This is a genomic window from Streptosporangium roseum DSM 43021 (genome assembly GCF_000024865.1).
GTDB lineage: Bacteria > Actinomycetota > Actinomycetes > Streptosporangiales > Streptosporangiaceae > Streptosporangium > Streptosporangium roseum.
This window is the reverse complement of sequence record NC_013595.1, coordinates 4,718,827-4,738,841: the sequence shown is the minus strand read 5'-3', so window position 1 is coordinate 4,738,841 and position 20,015 is coordinate 4,718,827. Positions and strand designations below refer to the sequence as shown.

20 protein-coding genes are annotated in these 20,015 nt (G+C 70.7%); 16 read left to right on the top strand and 4 right to left on the bottom strand.

Features of this window, described 5'->3' with window-relative positions; translation table 11 throughout:
• Positions 1-548 precede the first annotated feature (548 nt).
• From SROS_RS20650 to SROS_RS20635, 4 genes are read left to right on the top strand one after another with little or no spacing between them, the layout of a single operon-like run.
• Entirely contained in the window at positions 549-848 is a 300-nt protein-coding gene (locus tag SROS_RS20650; RefSeq protein WP_012890896.1) for a hypothetical protein, read from the top strand.
• Entirely contained in the window at positions 845-3,481 is a 2,637-nt protein-coding gene (locus SROS_RS20645; protein WP_012890895.1) for a multicopper oxidase domain-containing protein, read from the top strand. The genes SROS_RS20650 and SROS_RS20645 overlap by 4 nt, the downstream gene beginning before the upstream one ends.
• A gap of 40 nt (positions 3,482-3,521) precedes the next feature.
• A complete protein-coding gene (locus tag SROS_RS20640; protein ID WP_012890894.1) occupies positions 3,522-3,959 on the top strand; it encodes a hypothetical protein in 438 nt (145 codons plus the stop codon).
• A 10-nt stretch (positions 3,960-3,969) separates the two neighbouring features.
• Positions 3,970-4,239: a respiratory nitrate reductase subunit gamma gene (locus SROS_RS20635; RefSeq protein WP_043652448.1), complete on the top strand. Its 270-nt coding sequence runs from the start codon at positions 3,970-3,972 to the stop codon at positions 4,237-4,239.
• A 128-nt stretch (positions 4,240-4,367) separates the two neighbouring features.
• On the opposite strand, the gene SROS_RS20630 is transcribed toward SROS_RS20635, so the two are convergent.
• Positions 4,368-5,576: a phage tail sheath family protein gene (locus SROS_RS20630; RefSeq protein ID WP_012890893.1), complete on the bottom strand. Its 1,209-nt coding sequence runs from the start codon at positions 5,574-5,576 to the stop codon at positions 4,368-4,370.
• A 281-nt stretch (positions 5,577-5,857) separates the two neighbouring features.
• Between SROS_RS20630 and SROS_RS20625 the strand changes: the two genes are divergently transcribed.
• The 4 genes from SROS_RS20625 to SROS_RS51025 all read left to right on the top strand — a co-directional run bounded on the left by SROS_RS20625 (position 5,858) and on the right by SROS_RS51025 (position 9,971).
• The gene (locus SROS_RS20625; RefSeq protein ID WP_012890892.1) at positions 5,858-6,937 is read left to right on the top strand and encodes an NAD(P)H-dependent amine dehydrogenase family protein; all 1,080 of its coding nucleotides are present in this window, start codon (positions 5,858-5,860) and stop codon (positions 6,935-6,937) included.
• A complete protein-coding gene (locus SROS_RS20620; protein ID WP_012890891.1) occupies positions 6,934-7,446 on the top strand; it encodes a carboxymuconolactone decarboxylase family protein in 513 nt (170 codons plus the stop codon). The genes SROS_RS20625 and SROS_RS20620 overlap by 4 nt, the downstream gene beginning before the upstream one ends.
• A gap of 114 nt (positions 7,447-7,560) precedes the next feature.
• On the top strand, positions 7,561-9,204 hold the full coding sequence (locus tag SROS_RS20615) for a GMC oxidoreductase (protein ID WP_012890890.1): 1,644 nt from the start codon (positions 7,561-7,563) through the stop codon (positions 9,202-9,204).
• 350 nt (positions 9,205-9,554) lie between these two features.
• Entirely contained in the window at positions 9,555-9,971 is a 417-nt protein-coding gene (locus tag SROS_RS51025; protein WP_043656197.1) for an ester cyclase, read from the top strand.
• An 18-nt stretch (positions 9,972-9,989) separates the two neighbouring features.
• Here the strand turns inward: SROS_RS51025 and SROS_RS20605 are convergent, their stop codons facing one another.
• On the bottom strand, positions 9,990-10,988 hold the full coding sequence (locus SROS_RS20605; RefSeq protein ID WP_148269140.1) for a DMT family transporter: 999 nt from the start codon (positions 10,986-10,988) through the stop codon (positions 9,990-9,992).
• 39 nt (positions 10,989-11,027) lie between these two features.
• Here SROS_RS20605 and SROS_RS20600 point away from each other — a divergent pair, with 39 nt between their 5' ends.
• The 6 genes from SROS_RS20600 to SROS_RS53015 all read left to right on the top strand — a co-directional run bounded on the left by SROS_RS20600 (position 11,028) and on the right by SROS_RS53015 (position 16,678).
• Positions 11,028-11,543, top strand: a complete 516-nt coding sequence (locus SROS_RS20600) for a MarR family winged helix-turn-helix transcriptional regulator (protein WP_012890887.1) — start codon at positions 11,028-11,030, stop codon at positions 11,541-11,543.
• Between the two features lie 235 nt (positions 11,544-11,778).
• Positions 11,779-12,582 (top strand): helix-turn-helix domain-containing protein, encoded by an 804-nt coding sequence (locus SROS_RS20595; RefSeq protein WP_012890886.1) that lies wholly within the window; start codon positions 11,779-11,781, stop codon positions 12,580-12,582.
• Between the two features lie 351 nt (positions 12,583-12,933).
• Complete coding sequence (locus tag SROS_RS20590; RefSeq protein ID WP_012890885.1) at positions 12,934-13,695, top strand: hypothetical protein; 762 nt, start codon at positions 12,934-12,936, stop codon at positions 13,693-13,695.
• The gene (locus tag SROS_RS20585) at positions 13,692-14,594 is read left to right on the top strand and encodes a hypothetical protein (RefSeq protein WP_012890884.1); all 903 of its coding nucleotides are present in this window, start codon (positions 13,692-13,694) and stop codon (positions 14,592-14,594) included. The genes SROS_RS20590 and SROS_RS20585 overlap by 4 nt, the downstream gene beginning before the upstream one ends.
• Positions 14,595-14,829: 235 nt before the next feature.
• A complete protein-coding gene (locus SROS_RS20580; RefSeq protein ID WP_012890883.1) occupies positions 14,830-15,636 on the top strand; it encodes an SDR family NAD(P)-dependent oxidoreductase in 807 nt (268 codons plus the stop codon).
• 271 nt (positions 15,637-15,907) lie between these two features.
• The gene (locus SROS_RS53015; RefSeq protein WP_012890882.1) at positions 15,908-16,678 is read left to right on the top strand and encodes a hypothetical protein; all 771 of its coding nucleotides are present in this window, start codon (positions 15,908-15,910) and stop codon (positions 16,676-16,678) included.
• A gap of 164 nt (positions 16,679-16,842) precedes the next feature.
• On the opposite strand, the gene SROS_RS20570 is transcribed toward SROS_RS53015, so the two are convergent.
• Positions 16,843-17,097 carry a helix-turn-helix domain-containing protein gene (locus SROS_RS20570; protein ID WP_012890881.1) on the bottom strand — a complete coding sequence of 85 codons (255 nt, stop codon included), beginning with the start codon at positions 17,095-17,097 and terminating at the stop codon, positions 16,843-16,845.
• Position 17,098: 1 nt separating this feature from the next.
• The gene (locus SROS_RS20565) at positions 17,099-17,944 is read right to left on the bottom strand and encodes a DUF2975 domain-containing protein (RefSeq protein ID WP_012890880.1); all 846 of its coding nucleotides are present in this window, start codon (positions 17,942-17,944) and stop codon (positions 17,099-17,101) included.
• Between the two features lie 265 nt (positions 17,945-18,209).
• Between SROS_RS20565 and SROS_RS20560 the strand changes: the two genes are divergently transcribed.
• Positions 18,210-18,545 carry a PadR family transcriptional regulator gene (locus tag SROS_RS20560; protein WP_012890879.1) on the top strand — a complete coding sequence of 112 codons (336 nt, stop codon included), beginning with the start codon at positions 18,210-18,212 and terminating at the stop codon, positions 18,543-18,545.
• Positions 18,542-19,984: a zinc-binding dehydrogenase gene (locus SROS_RS46070; RefSeq protein ID WP_012890878.1), complete on the top strand. Its 1,443-nt coding sequence runs from the start codon at positions 18,542-18,544 to the stop codon at positions 19,982-19,984. Before SROS_RS20560 ends, SROS_RS46070 begins: the two co-directional genes overlap by 4 nt.
• Positions 19,985-20,015 lie beyond the last annotated feature (31 nt).

Sequence of the window (20,015 nt, the reverse complement as noted above, 5' to 3'; positions counted from 1 at the left end):
ACGAGCTTCGGAAACTTCTCAGATCCTTCCGTCGGCGACGACCAGGAGCAGTAGACGACCAGGAGCAGTAAGGGACACGATCCGTGACGGCCTCGGTCAGGTGGCCTCACCCGGTGAGGGGGCCAGTGCGCTGGTGGGGGTCGATTCGGCCGGCGCGAGTTTTCACCCTCGCCGGGCCGACCACCGATACCGATCGGGCCAGGGCGATCGCGATGCAGATTCTCGGGTGGCCGCAATGACGGCGGGCCCGGCCCGGTGAGGATCGGGCCGGGCGCGACGGTGTGTCATCCACCTGCCTGGTCCGTCGAGAGAACGACGAAGGACTTTGGTCCCTATGGCGGTGGCCTTTGAGCCTGGTCTGCGCCGGACCGGCGGGGTCTAGCGTGAATGAAGCCCCTACATGACAATCAGTGGAGAGATCCCGGACCGTGGCCGCAGAACCGATGATGGCGCGCTTTTGCGGGCACTTTCCTGGGCGCCGCCCGTTTCCGGAGGGTGGTCCGGCCGCCGCGCCCCGGGCTCCGGCGCCCGGCTCCCGTTGCTGGCCGGTGCCGCCGCCCTGCTCGCCGGCCTGTACGGGGGGCGTCGCGCTGCTGATCACCGGGGTGCCCGTGCCGGCGGCGTTCGCCGAGCAGCACGGGCCGCTGATGGCGCTTGGCTTTCTGGGCACGCTGATCTGCCTGGAGCGGGCGGTCGCGCTGCGCAGCCGCTGGGGGTACACCGCCCCGGCACTGTCGGCGCTGGGTGCCGTGGCGCTGGCGGCCGGGGCCGAGCAGACGGGCCGGCTGGCGCCGCCACGCTGGTACGGCTGGCGCGCCGGGCATCGATGGGAAGGTGACCCGAGGTGACACCGGTCGAGGTGCGTATCGAGAAGGGCCCGCCGGCCAGGTCACTCCCTGGGCCGGTGCGCCGCCGCGCCCCCTGGCACCTGCGGGCCAACGCGCTCGTGGTGGTCTGGCTGGGATTGTCGGTCGCGACCGCGCTGGCCGGTGAGGGGCTGCCGGCACCGCGCTGGCTGCTGATCCATGTTTTCCTGCTGGGTGCGGTCAGCACCGCGATCCTGATCTGGAGCGAGCACTTCGCCGTCGCGCTGCTGCGCACCCGCACACCGGATCCGCGCTGGAGCCTGGCCCGGCTCGCTCTGCTCAACGCCGCGACGGCGGCCGTGCTGTACGGCATGGCAGCCGGTCCCGCGGCGGTGGCGGTGGCCGGGGCAGGGGGGATCGTGGCCGTCGTGCTCTGGCACGCCGTCGCGCTGATACGGCTGACGCGGCGGGCGCTGCCCGGCCGGTTCGGCCACGTCATCGCCTGGTACGTGTGCGCGGCCGGGGCGCTGGCGACCGGTGGCGCCCTCGGCGGCCTGCTGGCCGCCGACGTCGGCCACGGAGCCACGCACGAGCGGTTGCACGCCGCGCACGCCCAGGTGAACCTGCTCGGCTGGGTTGGCCTAACCGTGCTCGGCACGTTGTTCACGCTCTGGCCGACCGTGCTCCGTACCCGCATGCCGGAGCGCACCCGCAAGGCCTCCTCAACCGGGCTGCGACTGGCCGTGCCCGGGCTGGCGTTGCTGACCGGCGGCCTGCTGGCGGATCTGCGCTGGGTGGCGGCGGCTGGGCTGGCGGCGTACGCGGCCGGTGCGCTGGCTGCGCTGCTGCCGCTGGCCGAGGCGGTGCGCGCGCGCCGCCCGCACACCGGGGCGGCCTGGACGCTGGCCGCCGGCGTGGTCTGGTTCGAGATCGTGCTCGCCGCCGACGCAGTGATCGTGGCCACCCGCCCGGCGGGCGAGGTGGCCGCCGCGCTGGAGCCGCTGCTGCCGCTGGTGCTGGCCGGGTTCATCGGCCAGGTGCTGCTGGGCTCGCTGCTGCACTTGCTACCGGCGGTACTGGGCGGAGGCCCGGCCCGCTTCAAGGAGAACATGGCGCTGCTGGAGCGCGGCTGGACGGTCCGCCTGGCCGCACTCAACGTCGGCGTGCCGCTGCTGGCGCTGCCGGTGCCGCGGCCGCTGACCCTGCTGGGCTGGGCCTTGGTGCTGGCATCGGCCACGGCGTTCGTCGTGCTGGCCGTGGCCGCCCTGGCGCGGGCCTGGACGGCCGAGCACCTTGAACGCCGGGCGCTCGCCTCACCCGCGCTGGCCGGGGTGATGGCCGGGTGCCTGCTGACGGCCGCCGCAGTCGTCGTCTCCGTCACCGGAGGCTCCAGCCCCGCCACCACCGTCGTCGCCACCGGCACTCGGGCGGTCGAGGTGACGCTGTCGGGCATGCGGGTCCGGCCTGCGGTGATCGAGGCCCCGCCGGGCACGGTGCTGACGCTGCGCGTCACCAACACCGACGCCCAACGGCACGACCTGCGACTGGCCACCGGGGAACGCACCCCGCTGCTGGGAGCGGGCGAGAGCGCGATGCTGACGCTCGCCCCGCTCGGCGAGGCGGTCGACGGCTGGTGCACCGTGGCCGGGCACCGGGCGGCGGGCATGACGATGCGCATCGTGCCCACCGGCGCGCTCGCCCGGCCCGGCACCGATACCGGGCACGGCGCGCACGGTTCGGCCGGACAGGCGACATCCCCCGATGGGAACGGCGGCCCGGCGACCGGCACCGGGCAGACCGGCCTGGACCTGGCCGCGCCCATGTCACCGGGGTGGAAGCCGTACAACGCGGTGCTGGCGCCCGCGCCCGGCGGCGCCGAGCACGAGGTGGAGATCCGGGTGGATGACAGCGCGGTACTGGAGGTCGCGCCCGGCGTGCGGCAGCGAATGTGGACGTTCAACGGGACCGTGCCCGGACCGGTGCTGCGCGGCACGGTGGGCGATGTGTTCACGGTGACGTTCGTCAACGGCGGCACGATGGGGCACGGCATCGACTTCCACGCCGGGGCGAACGCGCCGGACCAGGTGATGCGCACGATCCAGCCGGGTGAGCGGCTGACCTACCGGTTCCGCGCCGAACACGCGGGGGCGTGGCTGTACCACTGCTCGACGATGCCGATGACGCAGCACATCGCAGGCGGCATGTACGGGGCGGTGGTCATCGATCCGCCGGACCTGTCGCAGGTGGATCGGGAGTTCCTGCTGGTCCAGGGTGAGCTGTACCTGGGTGAGCCGGGCAGCGACGCACAGGTCGCCAAGATCCGCGAGGGCCGTCCGGACGGATGGATGTTCAACGGTACCGCCGCCGGTTACGATCATGCACCGCTGGAGGCGAAGGCGGGTGAGCGGGTGCGGATCTGGGCGGTGGCCGCCGGGCCGAGCTCGGGTACGGCACTGCATGTGGTGGGGGCGCCGTTCGACACCGTCTACAAGGAGGGCGCCTACCTGCTGCGCGAGGGGGACGCGGGGGGTGCTCAGGTGCTGGACCTGGCGCCGGCGCAGGGCGGGTTCGCCGAGCTGGTCTTTCCCGAGCCGGGCAGGTATCCGGTGGTGGACCACACCATGCGTCAGGCCGAGAGCGGGGCGCACGGTCTGTTCGAGGTAGCTGTGCCGTGAGGTTCGAAGGGCGGTCGGTGCCGATGAAGGTGAGTGTGCGGTGACGTGGTGGTCGGTGGTGCGGTTTTTGCACGTGTTGTCGGCGGCGCTGTGGGTCGGCGGACAGCTGACGGTCTCGCTGGTGGTGTTGCCGCTGGCGCGGCGGCTGCTGGACGGTGAGCGGCGCGAGCGGGTGATGCGGGCGGTGGGACGGCGGTTCGGGATGTTCACCGGGGCGGTGTTCCTTCCCGTGCAGTTGGGCAGCGGGGTGGCCATCGCCTGGCACAAGGGGGTCACGTGGGTGTCGCTGGCCGAGCCGGGTTACGGGCGGATCCTGGCGGCGAAGCTGGCGTTGTTCTGCGCGGTCATGGTCGCGGCGGGTCTGCACGGGTGGGCCACCGGCGCGGGGCGTCCCGGCTTCGCGCGGGCGATGGCGCTGGCGGCGCTGGTCGGGTCGGTCGGCGTGGTGCTGCTGGCCACCGCGCTACCGGCCACCTGAATCAGGCACTTTGCCCCGGGTATCGCTGTTCGGGCTGCCCGCGCTCAGCGCGCTGCTGCTGTTCGCGATCTGGCCGTTCACCCGGCTGGTGCACATGCTGACCGCGCCGGTCGGTTACCTCACCCGGCTGTATGTGGTCTACCGCAGCCGTGATGAGCATCGGGCCGGCGCGCGCGATCCCCGGCGCGGCCGGGAGCCGACCTCCCGGCGAACAAAGCTCCGACCGGCACAGCAGGGAGGAGCGCCGGCCGGTCGGCCGTCCCCAGGCCGGGGCACCTGACGTGGACACCGATACCCCGGCCTCGAACATCTCCGGCCAGCGGTACCGGATCGTTGCTCATGTGAGTTTCGATTACCGCTCCACCCGTCAGGCTGTCGCACGCCTCAGGTGAGCATGCCGATCTTCCCCTAGTCGCAGAAGTACAGCAGGCGGAAACTGGACGTGAAACCATCCTCCAGCTCGATGGTGCAGTCGATGTACACGCTTCTGTCGTCGCCGAACGGGCCGCTGTCGTAGCTCACCCAGAAGGCGTCTTCAGGGGTGTCCCCCCACAGTGCCCCGCTGCGCCACAGCAGGTGCAGGAAGTCCCTGATGTCCGCGGCGATGCGCGGACGCAGGCTGAGGTCGTCCGGTCGTTCGAAGATCGCCCACTCGGTTCCCCTGCGAATGTTGCGGAGGATGAAGTTGACCACCCGGCGACGGTGGATGTAGCGCCAGTCGGGATTGCTGCTCAGCGTGCGACTGCCCCAGACCACGACTCCACGGCCGGGCGACATGACCAGGGTGTTGACGCCGATCGGGTTCAGCACCTCCTGCTCGCTGTGGGAGACGACCAGCTCGACCGAACGGGCGCTCTCCAGCGACTGGTTGGCCGGCGTGTGATGGAAACCGCGCAGGAGGTCCACCCTGGCGTAGACGCCGGCGACGTGCCCGCACGGCGGCACGGAACGACTCATGCCGGTGAACGGGTCGTACACCTTGATCCACGGGTAGTACAGCGCCGCCTGGGCGCTGTCGTAGGCCGTCAGCTCCATCCGCCAGTCTCTGGCCTGCTGTGGGGAGAGGCCGGGGGGACAGTCCAGGATGACCATGCGGTCGCCGCTGAACTCGCAATGGGCTATCAGCGCGACCTGGGCGGCCCTGACGGCGTCGAGATCCATGCGACGGCGTCCGTAGGAGGTCATCAGATCCGGCGCGCAGATGATCGAGACATCCTCCAGGGGCTGCAGGGCGGCGACACCGGTACGGTGATCGACGTCTCCGACGAACGTGTCACGCAGGTCTTCGGAGTCGTGCCCGACCCGCACCACCACGCAGGCCTGCCCGCCGTTGGCGAAGAATCCGTAGACCGCGTGCGCCAGCGCGAAGCCCTCGGCGAAGTCCCCGAAGTTCTGCTGGAACTGTGCCCAGCTGTGCAGCCAGGTGGGCAGGTGAAAAGGTCCCGCCGCGGCGAAACCGACAAAGGCCGCGTGCGTATGCTCCGGTAGCCAGCGAGGCCTGGGCCGGCCCCCGAGGTCGTCTTCGACCTCTGGAGGCCGCTGCCGGAGCGGGGGCTTCGGCCCCTGCGAATACGCCACCTCCTCGAGGTAGATCCCGGGGCGAAGGTAACTTGGCATGCGCAGACTCCTCCGCGGTGGTGTGGCCGGCGGTCCGCCGCCAACCCTTGATCGCGCGCGGTCCGTTGTCAACCGGCCTTCAGCCCCCGATCCACGGCGTCTCTTCTCCGCTCGGGTCGGCGGGCGGGGAATCCGGCCGGCGTCACCGATCCGGGAAACCGGCTCCCCGATCGCCCGACGCGGCACCCCCGGGCATGCGGTGCGCCGTCAGGATTCGGACGTGGCCGTCCGGGGTGACGGCGGCACTATACACCGAACCAAGCGCTTGCTACGCTCCGGCCATGGTGTCCACGATTGTCTGGGGTACCGGCAACGTCGGCCGTGCGGCCATCCGCGCCGTCGAGGCCCACCCGGCACTGAAACTCACGGCCGTACTCGTCCACGATCCCGGCAAGGTCGGCCGCGACGCGGGCGATCTCGGCGGGCTCGGCCACGATCTGGGGGTCGCGGCGACCGACGACATCGACGCGGTGCTGGCCACCGGCCCCCGCGCCGTGGTGTACGCGGCGTCCGGCGACATCCGCCCCGACGAGGCCCTCGCCGACATCACCAGGGCGATCCGGACCGGAGCCGTGGTCGTCACCCCCTCGATGTACGCGCTCTACGACCAGCGCAACGCCCCGCCGGAGCTGCGGGAACCGGTGCTGGCCGCGATCGCGGACGGCGGCGGCTCGCTGTTCGTCTCCGGCGTCGACCCCGGCTGGGGCAACGACGTGCTGCCACTGCTGATCAGCGGGCTCGGCACCGTCGTGGACGTGATCCGCTGCCAGGAGATCTTCGACTACTCCACCTACGACCAGCCCGACTCGGTCCGGTACCTGGTCGGCATGGGCCAGCCGATGGACTACGAGCCGCCGATGATCGCGCCAACGGTCCCGACCATGGTGTGGGGCGGGCAGGTGCGGCTGATGGCCAGGGCCCTCGGCGTCGAACTCGACGAGATCCGCGAGACCCTGGACCGGCGCCCGCTCGACTCCACGGTGAGCACCAGGACGATGGGCGAGTTCGAGGCCGGCACCCAGGGCGCGGTCCGGTTCGAGGTGCAGGGCATCGTCGGGGGCGAACCCCTCATCGTCATCGAGCACGTCACCCGCATCCACCCCTCCTGCGCACCGGACTGGCCGGCGCCGCCCGACGGCGACGGGGCACACCGGGTGATCATCGAGGGCCGCCCGCGCATCGAGGTCACGGTCGAGGCCACCGACGAGGACGGCAGCCGGGCCGCGGGCGGGAACGCCACCGCGGTCGGCCGGCTGGTGAGCGCCATCGACTGGCTCGTGGAGGCGGAACCCGGACTCTACGACGCGCTCGACGTCCCGCTGCGCCCCGCAGCCGGCAAGCTCGGGAGGAGACAACCATGAACATCGACATCCCCGAGGGCAGGGACGCGATCGAGTACGTGTGGGGCGAGATGGTTCCCGGCATCGGGATCGCCGCCTCGAATTTCTCGCTGTCGGTGTACGCCAACACGACCCTCGGACTCCGCGAGTTCGAGGCCGCGCGGCTGCGGATCGCACAGATCAACGGGTGCGTCTTCTGCCTCGACTGGCGGACCGAACGGGACGGGCAGAAGGTCGAGGAGGAGTTCGCCGAGGCGGTGACCCGGTGGCGCACCACCGACGCCTTCGACGACCGCACCCGGCTGGCCGCCGAGTACGCCGAGCGGTACGCCCTGGACCACCATGGCCTGGACGACGAGTTCTGGACTCGGATGACCGCGCACTACAGCCAGCTCGAGATCGTGGAGCTGAGCATGAGCATCGGCTCCTGGCTGGCGTTCGGCCGGCTCAACCATGTGCTGGGCCTCGACACCGTGTGCACGCTGCCCAGCGGCACGTCGCCCTCCGCCGGGCGGGCAGCCGCGCCGTGACCCGGCGCTCCGGGCATGCGATCGGACAGAGGTCACTCATGAGGCATGGAGCGGCTCAACGCGTGAGCAATATGTAGAACCCGTTCTCATTTTATTGAGAGTGAGGAACAGCACATGAGCGACAACACCTCGGGCAGCACCGACTCCAAAGGGATCTCACGTCGTGGATTCATCGCTGGAACCGGTTCCATCTTGGGGGTCGCGGCCCTTACGGGTCGCGCCACCGCAGCCCAGGCGGCGGCCCTCCCCGCGGCCGCTCCGATCAGCAGTGGGGCACACGTCCCGGCCCTGGTGATCGGCACCGGATACGGCGGCTCCGTCGCCGCCCTGCGTCTCGCCCAGGCGGGCGTCGACGTGCACATGATCGAGATGGGCATGGCCTGGGACACTCCCGGCTCCGACGGCAAGATCTTCTGCAACACGCGCGAGCCGGACTACCGGTCCTACTGGCTGCGCACCAAGAGCAAGGCGCCCCTCAACTACTTCCTCGGCTTCCCGATCGACAGGAACATCCCCCGCTACACCGGGATCCTGGACGCCGAGGACTTCAGCGGCATCACGGTCTACCAGGGCCGCGGCGTCGGCGGCGGCTCGCTGGTCAACGGCGGCATGGCGGTCACCCCCAAGCGCGAGAACTTCGGCGCCGTCCTCCCGTCGGTGAACGCCGCCGAGATGTACGACATCTACTATCCGCGCGCCAACGCCGGGCTCGGGGTCAGCTCCATCGATCCGGCCTGGTTCGATTCCACCGCCTGCTACCAGTACGCCCGGGTCGGCCGCAAGCACGCCCAGCGTTCCGGCTTCCCGTTCGTCTTCGTGCCCGACGTCTACGACTGGGACTACATGAAGCAGGAGGCGGCCGGGACCGTCACCAAGTCGGCGCTGGCCGGAGAGATCCTCTACGGCAACAACCACGGCAAGAAATCGCTGCAGCAGACCTACATCGCCCGGGCCAAGGCCACCGGCAGGGTCGCCATCTCGCCGCTGCACAAGGTCACCTCGGTCGCTCCGGCGGCCGGCGGCGGCTACACGGTCGTCATCGACCAGATCAACACCAACGGCGACACCACGGCCACCAAGACCGTGACCGCGGACAGGGTGTTCTTCGCCGCCGGCAGCGTCGGCACCAGCAAACTGCTGGTCAAGCTGAAGGCCACCGGCGCACTGCCCAACCTCAACGACGAAATCGGCAAGGGCTGGGGCGACAACGGCAACGTCATGTGCGGCCGCGCCAACCACATGTGGGACCCGACCGGCAGTCTCCAGTCGGCCATCCCCTGCGCCGGCATCGACAACTGGGCCGCCGGCGGCGCGTTCGCCGAGGTCGCGCCACTGCCCACCGGGATCGAGACCTACGCCTCGTTCTACCTGTCGATCACCAAGAACCCGAACCGCGCCCAGTTCTCCTGGAACGCCGCGACCGGCAAGGTCGACCTGAACTGGCAGACCTCCTGGAAGCAGCCGTCCATCGACATGGCCAAGACGATCTTCGACAAGATCAACTCGAAGGAGGGGACGATCTACCGGACCGACCTCTTCGGCACCTACAAGATCTGGGGCGATCACCTCACCTACCACCCGCTCGGCGGCGCGGTCCTGAACAAGGCCACCGACAACTACGGCCGTCTCGCCGGCCATCCCGGCCTGTATGTCATCGACGGCTCGCTGATCCCCGGCAACACCAGCGTCAACCCGTTCGTCACCATCACGGCGCTCGCCGAACGGAACATCGAAAAGATCATAGCCACCGATCTGTGACGATGACCCGACGTGGTGGTCGGCCACGGGCGCGTGTGGCCGGCCTTCTCCGCGGGATGCACATGGTCATGCCGGATCGAACCGTGCGAGCGGTGACGGACCGCGATCGGGTAGCCGTACGCGAGCCCTGCAGGCCGTCGTCGTCGGCGCCGAGCGGTGTACGGACCTCGACCGGGTTCGGCGCCGGGCCGGCGGAACCGCCCTGGTCATATGCTTGGATCAGCGGGTTCGGTGAGATGTCCGCCTCGGTCGTCGTGGCGATCGACACAGCAGACTCCCCTGAGCGGCGGCCGGCCGGAGGGGAGGCGGCTACGTCGCACGCGTCAGCCCGCCAGGAGGAGGGCGACACCATGACCGATGCCCGGGAGGTGCGCGACAAGTACACCGCCGCGTTCAACGTGCATGACATGGACGCGCTGCTGCGCACCGTCAGCCCGACCGGGGTGACCCTCAGCCCGGAAGGCCTGTCCCAGGGCCACGAGGAACTCGCCTCATACATAGAGCAGTTCTGGGAAGCCTTTCCGGACGTCTACGCGATGGTCGTGGAGTCGTTCGACGCCGGTGACGTGGTGATCGACGAGCTGTTGATGGTGGGCACCCACAAGGGACCGTACATGATGCCCGACGGGCAGGTGATCACGCCGACGGGGCGTCCCGTGTCGCTGCGCTGCTGCTATATCTGCACGGTCGAGAACGGGCTCATCGTGAGCCTGCGCCTCTACTTCGACCAGTTGGAGCTGCGCACCCAGCTCGGCTTCCCATGTTGACCTCCTGACCCGGCGTGTTCACGGCGCAGGCGGCCGCCTTGTGGCCGCCGGCACGCCGGTCGGCCCGCCCCCGGTCCTGCGGTGGGCGCCGGATTCCGGCAACGCGGCGGGGTCACCGCCGGGCCCCGGAGAGAGCCGATCGGCCCGGCTCCGGAGGAGTGCGGTGAGGCGGGTCGCGACGGGCTGCCCGAGGAGGATTCCGAGGAGGACCAGCACCAGCCCGCAGAGCTGTCGCGCGGTGAGCGCCTCTCCTGCCATCGTGGTGCCGAGCAGTACCCCGGTCACCGGGTTCAGCAACCCGACGAGTCCCACGGTCGCCGCCGGCAGGTGCCGCAGTCCCGCGAACCAGGCGGCGAAGGCGAGAGCCGTCGCGACGACGGTGACGTAACCGAACCCGAAGATCGCGGATCCCTCCAGGGCCGGCGGCGGGCCCTCCACCGCGACGGCGAAAGGCACCAGGACGACTCCCCCGGCGATGAGCTGCCACGAGGTCGACGACAGCACGTCGACCTCCGCGCTCCATCTCCTGGCCAGTACGTAGCCGAACGACGACATCACCATGGCCGCGATGGACGCGAGCACGCCGGGCGCGCCGACGGCGGCCGCGCCGGTGAACAGCATGAGGCACACGCCCGCGATGCCGATGCCGGCTCCGGCCAGGTGCGGGATCCGCGGGCGCTCCGAGAGCAGGGACCAGGCCAGGAGCATCATCACGACGGGCGACGTCGCCATGATCGTCGAGGCCACGCTCGTCGGAAGCAGCTGAGCCGCCAGGTAGATCAGCGCGAAGAAGGCGCTCATGTTGAGAGTCCCGAGGACCAGGGATTTCCACCACCACGATCCACGCGGGCGCTGCCGGCGGACGAGGAGGAGCAGGAGTCCCGCGGGCAGTGCCCTGATGGCCGCCCCGTACAGCGGGTAGTCGGCCGGGAGGAACTCGTGGGTGACGAAGTAGTTCGTCCCCCACGCGACCGGCGCTACGGCCGTGACCAGCACCCAGCGAAAGGTAGCTTCCACGGAAGACAATATAGCTTCCTTGGAAGCTATATTGTCCTCATGAGCGAACCGCTGGATCACGTCGCCCGCATCCAGAAGGAATGGGCTCGCGAGCGCCCGGACCTGGATGTGAGCCCGCAGGGGGTGATCGGACGGCTCCACCGCCTCGCCGGGCACCTCACCGAACAGCTCTGTGTCGTCTACCGGCGGTACGGGCTCGGGGAGGGAGAGTTCGACGTCCTCGCCGCCCTCCGGCGTGCCGGCGCGCCGTTCGAGCGCGCCCCCGGAGAGCTCGCCGCCTTCACCATGGTCACCACCGGCGCGATGACCAAACGCGTCGACCGGCTCGAACGCGACGGGCTCGTCACCCGTCGCCCGAGCGAGAACGACGGCCGCGGGCGGGTGGTCGCGCTCACCGCCGCGGGCAAGGAGCTGATCGACCGGGCGTTCACCGAACACATGCGCAACGAACGCCGCCTCGTCGAGGAGCTGACCCCCGAAGAGGCCGCACAACTCGGATCACTCCTCGCCACCTGGCTGGCCCGCTTCGAAGCACCCCTCCGGCCGGAGATCTGAGCCCTTCGAGGAAAGACGCACCCCTCCGGCCGGAGATCCGGGCCCTTCGCGGAAGTACGCCGCGGTCCCGGCGCCCGCGCGTCCGGCTCCGGGCAGGGCGTGGGACCATCGAACCGGTCCGGCTCCGGTCCCCCGCACGACCTCGACGGCCGCCTCCGGCGCGCGGGTCGTCGGAGATCCCGGCTCCGGGGCATCCCCTTCCCGCTCTCACCCAGGACACGGCAGGCGCACGACGATGGGCGGTACCGAACAGACGCGGCGGCGAGGCATCCTGAACCCCCGGACGGCCGCCGAGCGCTTCCGGCTCACCCGGGAACCCGCGCCTCCGGATCTGGCGCGGTCCGTCGACGGCTACTGGATCCTCCACTGGGACCTGACCAGGCCGCACCGGCAGCGGGTCCTCACCGATCCGACGGTTCATCTGAGCTTCGCCACCGGCGGGCGGGCACGGATCACCGGCGTCGTCCGTGGCACGTTCACCGAGGAGATCTCCGGCGCCGGCCGGGTCGTGGGCGTACGGTTCCGGCCGGGAGGCTTCCGTCCCTTCCTCAAGGCCCCGGTGTCCACCCTCACCGGCCGCGTCCTCGACATCGAGGAGGTCTTCGGCCCGGCCGCCCGTACGACGGCGGACGCGATCATCGCCGAACCCTCGGTCCCCGCCGCGCTCGAACTCGCGGCCGGACTGCTGCGAAGCCGTCAGCCCGAGCCGGACCCGGCCGTCGACGAGGCCGCCGGGCTGGTCGCGGCGATCACCGGCGACCCGTCCATCCTGCGGGTGTCCCAGCTCGCCACGGCCACCGGCGTGAACACGCGCCGGCTGCAGCGACTGTTCGCCGAGTACGTCGGCGCCGGCCCCAAGTGGGTGATCCGCCGTGCCCGCATGCAGGAGGCCGCCGCACGCGCGGCCGCCGCCCCACAGGACTGGTCCACCCTCGCCGCCGAGCTCGGCTACGCCGACCAGGCCCACTTCACCCGCGACTTCACCGCCTCGACAGGCACCTCCCCGGCACGGTATTCGTGGTGCGCTCGCGCCGTGTAGCCGGCTCTCGGTGAGCTGCGGCCTCGTAGGCCGCGCGCCGGGCGCGGGGCGCGGGGCGCGGGGCGCGGGATGCGGAGCGCGGGATGCGGAGCGCGGGATGCAGGGTGCCACATCGGACATGGATCGGCCCCCTGGCGCCACCTGGGCCGGGACTCCCGGACCACGGCGCGCCGCCGCCCGGTTGGTCATCTGGCCGGCGGGGCGGCGCTCTGCTCTCTGTTCCGTAACCATTCGCGGAAGCCGGAGCCCCGGCGGGAAGAGCGACCGTATCCTTGACACTGATCGGTCCGGGAAGGGTAGCGACTGCTCCTCGGGACGGCTATGACGCCATCACGTGCACGTATTCTGATCATGGCGGGAATCCTCGGCCTCGTGGCGATCGTCGGGATCGTCTGGCTGGTCGGGGTCGCAACCGGCGGCGGCGAGGGAGAGCCGGTCGGGCGGGCAACGGATGCCCCGGCCGCGCCGGACGCCACCACCGGGCCGACCGCCTCGGCCACCGGGCGGACGGACGGCACGGGGGCACAGCCGTCGGCATCCGGCGGCGGTCCGTCGCCGAAGGCGCCGCAGAGCGGCCGGCGCAGCATCCACTGGAACGGCGTGCACCTCAACGGCAGTCCCGGCGGCGACGGCTGCCTCACCGTCATCAACAAGACCTCCACCGTCGGAGTGGTCGAATCGGTCTCCTTCACCGTGGCCTCCGGTCCGGGGTCGGCCACCGCCCGCGCCGACGTCGCGCACTGCAGCCCCACCGGAGATCCCCCCTGCGAGGAGATACGGCTGAGGGCCGGCAGCCAGTGCCTCGCCGGAGCGATCCTCACCGGCGAGGCCTCACCGGACCCCTATCTCGTTCAGGCGACGGTCCACTTCCGGTACGTGTGCGTCAACGTGGAGGACGCCCCCTGCGACGAGGTCGAGGACTGGCAGGGGCCGCCTCCGACGGTGGAGGCACCGGTCGAGATCAGCGGGACGACCACCGACATCCCGCGGGTCGAGGCCTACATCGACGCCCCCTCCCCCGCTCCCCCGCCCTCCTCCCCGGAGGGACCGTCCCCCGACCCGTCTCCCGCCACCGTTCCGGAGAGCCCCGGCGCGTCGCCGGAGGGAGGGTGACGAGCGGGGAAACGGCGCCGCAGGAACCGCCCCCGGCGGCTCAGGAGCCGATCTCGACCCGGATCCGGCAGCTCACCGAGGCGGTCGGCCCGACCACGCTGGCGACCGCGCTGCTGATCTACTTCGGCTATGTCGCAACGCGCGCCCGCTTCGACTACTTCGGCGTCTCCCTGGAGATGACGGGCCTGTCCAACCAGAGCCTGCTGTTGTACGGGCTTGAGGTCGTCTACGTGCCGGCGGCACTGATCTCCCTGGGCGCGCTGATGGTCGTCGGGGTCCACGCCGCCGTCACCCGGCAGCTCGCCCGCCGTCCGGACGACATCGCCAACGCCTTTCTCGCGGCCGGGATCGGACTCGTCGGCCTGCTCCTGATCGGCCGCGCGCTGATCGGCATGTTCGTCGAGGACGCCGACACGAGCGTGTCCATCGGCACCACCCCGCTGTCGCTGGCGTTCGGCCCGGCCACCGTGGTCTATGGCGTCTGGGTCCACGGGAAGAACCGCGATCGCCCGCTGCTGCCGGAGCGTCTCGCCAGGAACGGCGTGATCTGTGTCATCGTCCTGGCCGTCGCCGGCCTGTTCTGGGCCTCGACCCAGGTCGCCTGGGCCTACGGCACCGGCAGGGGCGAGGAGGACGCCCACGAGCTCGCCAGACGCCCCGAGATCATCATCGACACCAAGGAGCCGATTGTGGGGCTCCCGTCCGGCGTCACCCAGACCGCTCTCGGCACCACCGGCAAGGATCCCGCCTTCGCCTACCGGTATCGCGGCTTCCGGCTGCTCCTGGCCTCCGGCGGCCGTCTCTTCCTCGTCAGCGGGACCTGGACCCTCGGCCGTGACCAGACGATCGTCGTCCCCTATGACAACGGCATCCGGATCCAGCTTGTCTCCCAGCCATGACGTCATGGGCGAGGCCCACCGTGAAACCCCCGCACCACCGGCGGCGCACGACGCCGGCGTGTCCCGGCCGCCGGCATGCCGGGCCCGGCCACACCGATTGCAGGTCTGAATTCAGCTGAAACTGCTGGTCCGAATGTCGCCGTTCCCGGGCCGCACGCCCGCATTAGCTTTGCCGTCATGGAGATCCCCCGCCGATCGGCTCGGGCTCGCCATTGAGAGCATGGAAAGGACATTCATGGATCTGCAGCTTTCCGGCCGCGTCGCGGTCGTCACCGGCGCCTCCAAGGGCATCGGCCTGGCCGTCACACGCACCCTGCTCGACGAAGGGGTCCGCGTCGTGGCCGCCTCGCGTAACCGCACCCCGGAGCTGGAGGCGCTCGGCGGCACCGGCCTGCTCCACGTGCCGGCCGACCTGATGGATCCCGAGGCGCCCGGCCGGATCGTGGCGCGGGCCGTGGAGGAGTTCGGCGGGCTCGACATCCTGGTGAACAACGCCGGCGGCCCTCCGCCCGGCGTTTCCCTGCCGCGCTTTTCCTTCCTGGCCCCCACCGACGAGGGCTGGCGGGTGATGTTCGAGTTCAACCTGTTCTCGACCGTGCGGGCCATCCGTGCCGCCATCCCGCCGATGCTCCAGCGTGGCGGCGGTTCGATCGTCAACGTCTCCTCGGGCAGCGCCAGGCTGCCCGCCCCGATGAACGTCGACTACAGCGCCGCCAAGGCGGGCCTGAACAACCTGACCAAGGCGCTGTCGGAGGAGTTCGCCCCGCAGGGCATCCGGGTGAACACCGTCTCCCCCGGGCCCGTGCGGACGGCGTGGTGGACCGAGGAGGGGGGCGCGGCCGACATCATCGCCGCCCAGGCGGGCACCGACCGTGACAGCGTGATGAACAGCGTCGCACCGGAGATGATGAAGCTGTCGACCGGGCGCCTCGTCGAGCCGCAGGAGGTCGCCGACGTGATCGCCCTGCTCGCCTCGCCCCGCTCGGCGAGCACGACCGGCGCGGACTTCGCCGTCGACGCCGGGTTCCTCAAGGAGATCTGACAGTGAGGATGTGGTCGAGCGCCTCCCGGAGGGGCTGACCGCGGATCCGATCGGCGCCGTGCCCTCAGGATCTGCCGGCCTTCAGCCGGGAGGCGCTCGACCGCACTCCCCGGACATGGCGTCGTTCGGACGCCGGGCTCACCTGTGCGAATGCCGTCCGAAAACCGACGTCCGAGAAGTTCCCGCCGCCCGGCGCCGGGCTTGGGAGTATGGACGGATCCGCCGGTGAGGCGCGGCGAACGCTCCGATGTGGGGATGTGGGGATGTGGTGATGACGAAGATCCCGGGTGCGCGCGAGGAGCTGGATCGGGCGGCTCACTGGCTGCGCGGCCAGGTCCGGTCGGTCGTCGTGGAGCTGACCGGAGATCAGGACCTGGAGGTGGCGCTACCGGAGGCGCCGGCCATCACCTCCTGGGAGGAACCGCTGAGGTTTTCCTATTCCGTGTACGTCCGGCACGCCATGAGTGGTGAGCCGGGTGTCGATCCGGTGGAGGGCGCCCGGCTTCTGCTCGCGTCCGCCGGCTGGGACGTCACCGTGCTGAGAGATGTTCCCGGAGTGCCGACCGACGTCGAGGCCAGGACCGGTGAGTTCCGCATGTCGCTGCTCATCTCCCAAGCGCGTGACTCCCTCACCGTCACCGGCCGGACCCCGGCGGTGGCACTGCACGAACCCCGCAGGCTCCACCCCGTGCGCCCGGAATGCGCACGGTGCCGGCAGAAGCTGACGGCTCTGCAGGTTCTGCGTCGCCGCAACCTCTGGGGCGGTCGGAAACCACAGCCCAGGCACGAACTGTGGTGGGAGTGCTCCGGGTGCGGCTGGCTGGGCTACCAGCACCATGAGGGCGAGCAGTTGCATGCGATGCGGCGCCTGAAGGGCAGCGAGGGGAACTGTTTCTTCTGCGGCGAAGATCAGAGCAATGTCGCCGGTGAGGTATGGGAGCAGGACGGCGAGCTGCGGGACTGGATGGTGTGCCTGGACTGCGGCACCAGCAACGCCCGCCGTGTCGGGCCCGCTCCCCACGACGGCGGACCACCGAGCTGACGGAGCGAAGCGGTCCGGCTCGGGCGGTGACCTGCCCCGGCATGGCGCGTCACCGGAGCCGGTCGCCGGTCGCCACAGCCGTCTTGCCCCGGGTGGGGCGGAGGGCGCCTCCGGGGCGGCTCGACCGGCCGGCGGCGCCGGCACTCGCGGGCCCCCTTCCGGACTCACCTCGGCCGGACCCCGTCAGGCGGGTGCGGACGGTAGCTGAGCAGATCGCCGGGCTGGCAGTCCAGCACCTCGCAGATAGCGGTCATGGTGGAGAAGCGGACCGCCTTGGCCCGGCCGTTCTTCAGGATCGACAGGTTCGCGATCGTCACGCCCACCCGCTCGGCCAGCTCGGTGAGGGTCATCCCGCGCTCGGCCAGGACGGCGTCCAGGTGTACCTCGATGCGGTGCGGCCCGTCCTGGCCCGATGTCATGTCAGATCAGCCCTTCCACCTCGCTGCGCAGCTTGCCGCCGTGGTCGAAGGCCTCGGCCAAGGCGAACAGCGCCAATCCTCCCAGCAGCGGCAGGAACGAGGTCTCCAGCGGGACGGTCAGGGCCGTGCCGCTCGCGGTCCGGCCGATCAGGAAGGTGTGGCACCCGTAGGTGAGAAACTGCACGGCCGATCCTCCGATCGCGGTGATCGCGCCGCACTGACGCAGACGGCGGGGGATCCGGGCACGGAACGGGTCACCGGCCTTCATCGCACCGGCGAGCGCGTACAGCGGGATCGCGGCCGCGAGGACGACGAACAGCGGCGCGGCGATGGACAGCCGGGCAGCCACGTGCTCGGCGACGCCCAGGTCTGACAGCCGCACGAGCATTTCACCGCCGGTGATGTCCGCGGTCGGCCCGGCGACGGCGGGGACGGCCCGCTCGATCGCGCTCTCGGCGATCTCGACCCGTACCTCGACGAGACCGAAGGTGCGTTCGGCGATGAAGCGGCCCAGCGTGTTGCCGGTGACGAGCGCCACCGCGGCACCCACCGCGGACACGGCGATGGTCCCACCCAGCAACGTGCGGAACAGCCCGGACGCCTCACGGCCCGTTCTCCTGGCGAGGAGGTCGCCGACCACGATGAGGCACACGGCGGCCGACACGATTACCGTCCCCCCGTCGACCAGGTCTTCGAGCCGGTTGCGCAGCAGGTGCAGAACGACCGCCACGGCGACGACAAGGACCAGGACCGCCAGGCCGCCGAAGACCTCCTTGGCGGTGGGGCCCTTGTCGTCTTCAGGCGCGCTCCCGCCGGTGGTGGCGGGCTGACGGTCGGTTGTGCTCACAGGTGTTCCTCCGAGATTGACCCGCTGTGACGGACGCCAAGGGGGTATCGAAAAGCGATATTATCGTTTGTCGATGCTAACACCATCCGGAGTATCTTCGCATATTGCCTGCAAGCTCACTTATAAGTCGAAATCCGCCATATCGGACTCCCGGACTGTCGATGCGGAGCCGGCTCTCCACCGCCTTCGACCGGGCGCGCCCTGAAGTCCCTCCGGCGACGGCCGACGCATTGCATTACTGTGTGGCACACAATATTGTGTTTTCATGCTGGACGATGAGCTGCTCTCGACTCACCTGCAGGAACTTCGACGGGGCACCGTCGTGCTCGCCTGCCTGCTCATCCTGAAGCAGCCGAACTACGGGTACGCCCTGCTCGACCTGCTCGGCCGGCGCGGCTTCGCCGTCGACGCCAACACCCTCTATCCGCTCCTCCGCCGCCTCGAGAAACAGGAGCTGCTGACCAGCGACTGGAACACCGAGGAGTCCCGGCCGCGCAAGTTCTACCGCACGAGCGACAGGGGCGTCGCACTCGCCGACACCCTGAGCCGCGGCTGGGATGAGCTCGACACCGCATTCCGCACCCTGAAGGGCGAGTCATGACCCCCACGAGCACCCTCACCGACCGCTACGTCGAGACGATCCTGCGCCGCCTGCCCGACAGGCAGCGCCCCGACATCGAAAAGGAACTCCGCGCCTCGATCGCGGACGCCGTCGACGATCGTCTCGACGCCGGAGGCGACCCCGCCGAGGCGGAGCTCGCGGTGCTCACCGAGCTCGGCGACCCGGAACGGCTGGCCGCCGGCTACGCGGATCGCCCGCTCCAGCTCATCGGCCCCGCGCTGTACCTCGACTACGTGCGGTTGCTGACCACCCTGTTGGCGACGGTCGTGCCCGCCGTCGCAGCGGCCGTCGGGCTCGTGCGGGGTCTCCAGGGCGCCCCCGCCCTCCGCGTGATCGGCGACCCCCTCGAAGCCGCCCTCACGGCCGGCGTCCACATCGTCTTCTGGACGACGCTCGTCTTCGCGATCATCGAACGCACCGCCGCCCCGCGCCGGACGTCGGCACGGTCCTGGACCCCCGCCGCGCTGCCGGAGCCGCCCAGCCGCCGCGCCCGGTACGGCGAGCTGATCACCCAGACGGTGCTGCTGGTCCTCTTCACGACCTTCGTGCTGCTCTCACCGGTGGTGAGCACCGAGACGGACGCGGCCGGCGACCCCATCGGCATGCTCTCGCCCTGGCTGTGGGAGACCGGCATCGTGTACCTCTTCATCGCCCTCGTGGTCGCGAGCCTCGGATTCTCCTTCGCGAAGTACTACGTGCGCTGGAGCGTTCCCCTGGCCGTCGCCGGGTCGCTGGTCCTCATCGCCTGCGCGATCGCGTTGATCTGGCTCGCCGCGAACGGCAGGGTGCTCAACCCGGCCTTCGTCGAGGCGGCCGGGTGGCCGCCGAGCGTACCGCGGTGGATCGCCACGGGACTCGTCGTGACCTCCGTCGGCACGCTCATCCACACCGTCACGGTGCTCGTCAACGGAGCCTCCGGCGGGGTCGGCACCTTCACCGTCCAGCTCGCGAGGACGCTCGGCGCGGAGGTGACCGGCATCTGCAGCACCCGCAACGCGGAGCTGGTGCACTCGATCGGCGCCCATCACGTGATCGACTACACCCGTGAGGACGTCACCCGAGGCTCGGGCCGGTTCGACGTCGTCATCGACCTCGCGGGCAACCACCGGCTCTCCGAGTTCCGCCGGGTGCTCACGCCGAAGGGTGTCTACGTCTCCTCGAGCAGCGCCGGCGGCGTGGTGCTCGGCCCCCTGCCACGGCTGATCGCCGCCGCCGCGACCTCCCCGTTCCTGAGCCAGAGGCTCCGGGGACTGGCCTCCAGGCGCAGCACCGAGGACCTGTCCCTCCTCGCCGGGCTCGTCGCGGAGGGAAAGGTCACCCCGGTGATCGAGCGGACGTATCCCCTGAACGAGACCGCCGACGCCATCCGCCTCCGCGAGGCGGAGCACGCCCGCGGCAAGATCGTTCTCACGGCGTGAACCCCGCCTCGGCCCGTCGTTTCGCCTCCTG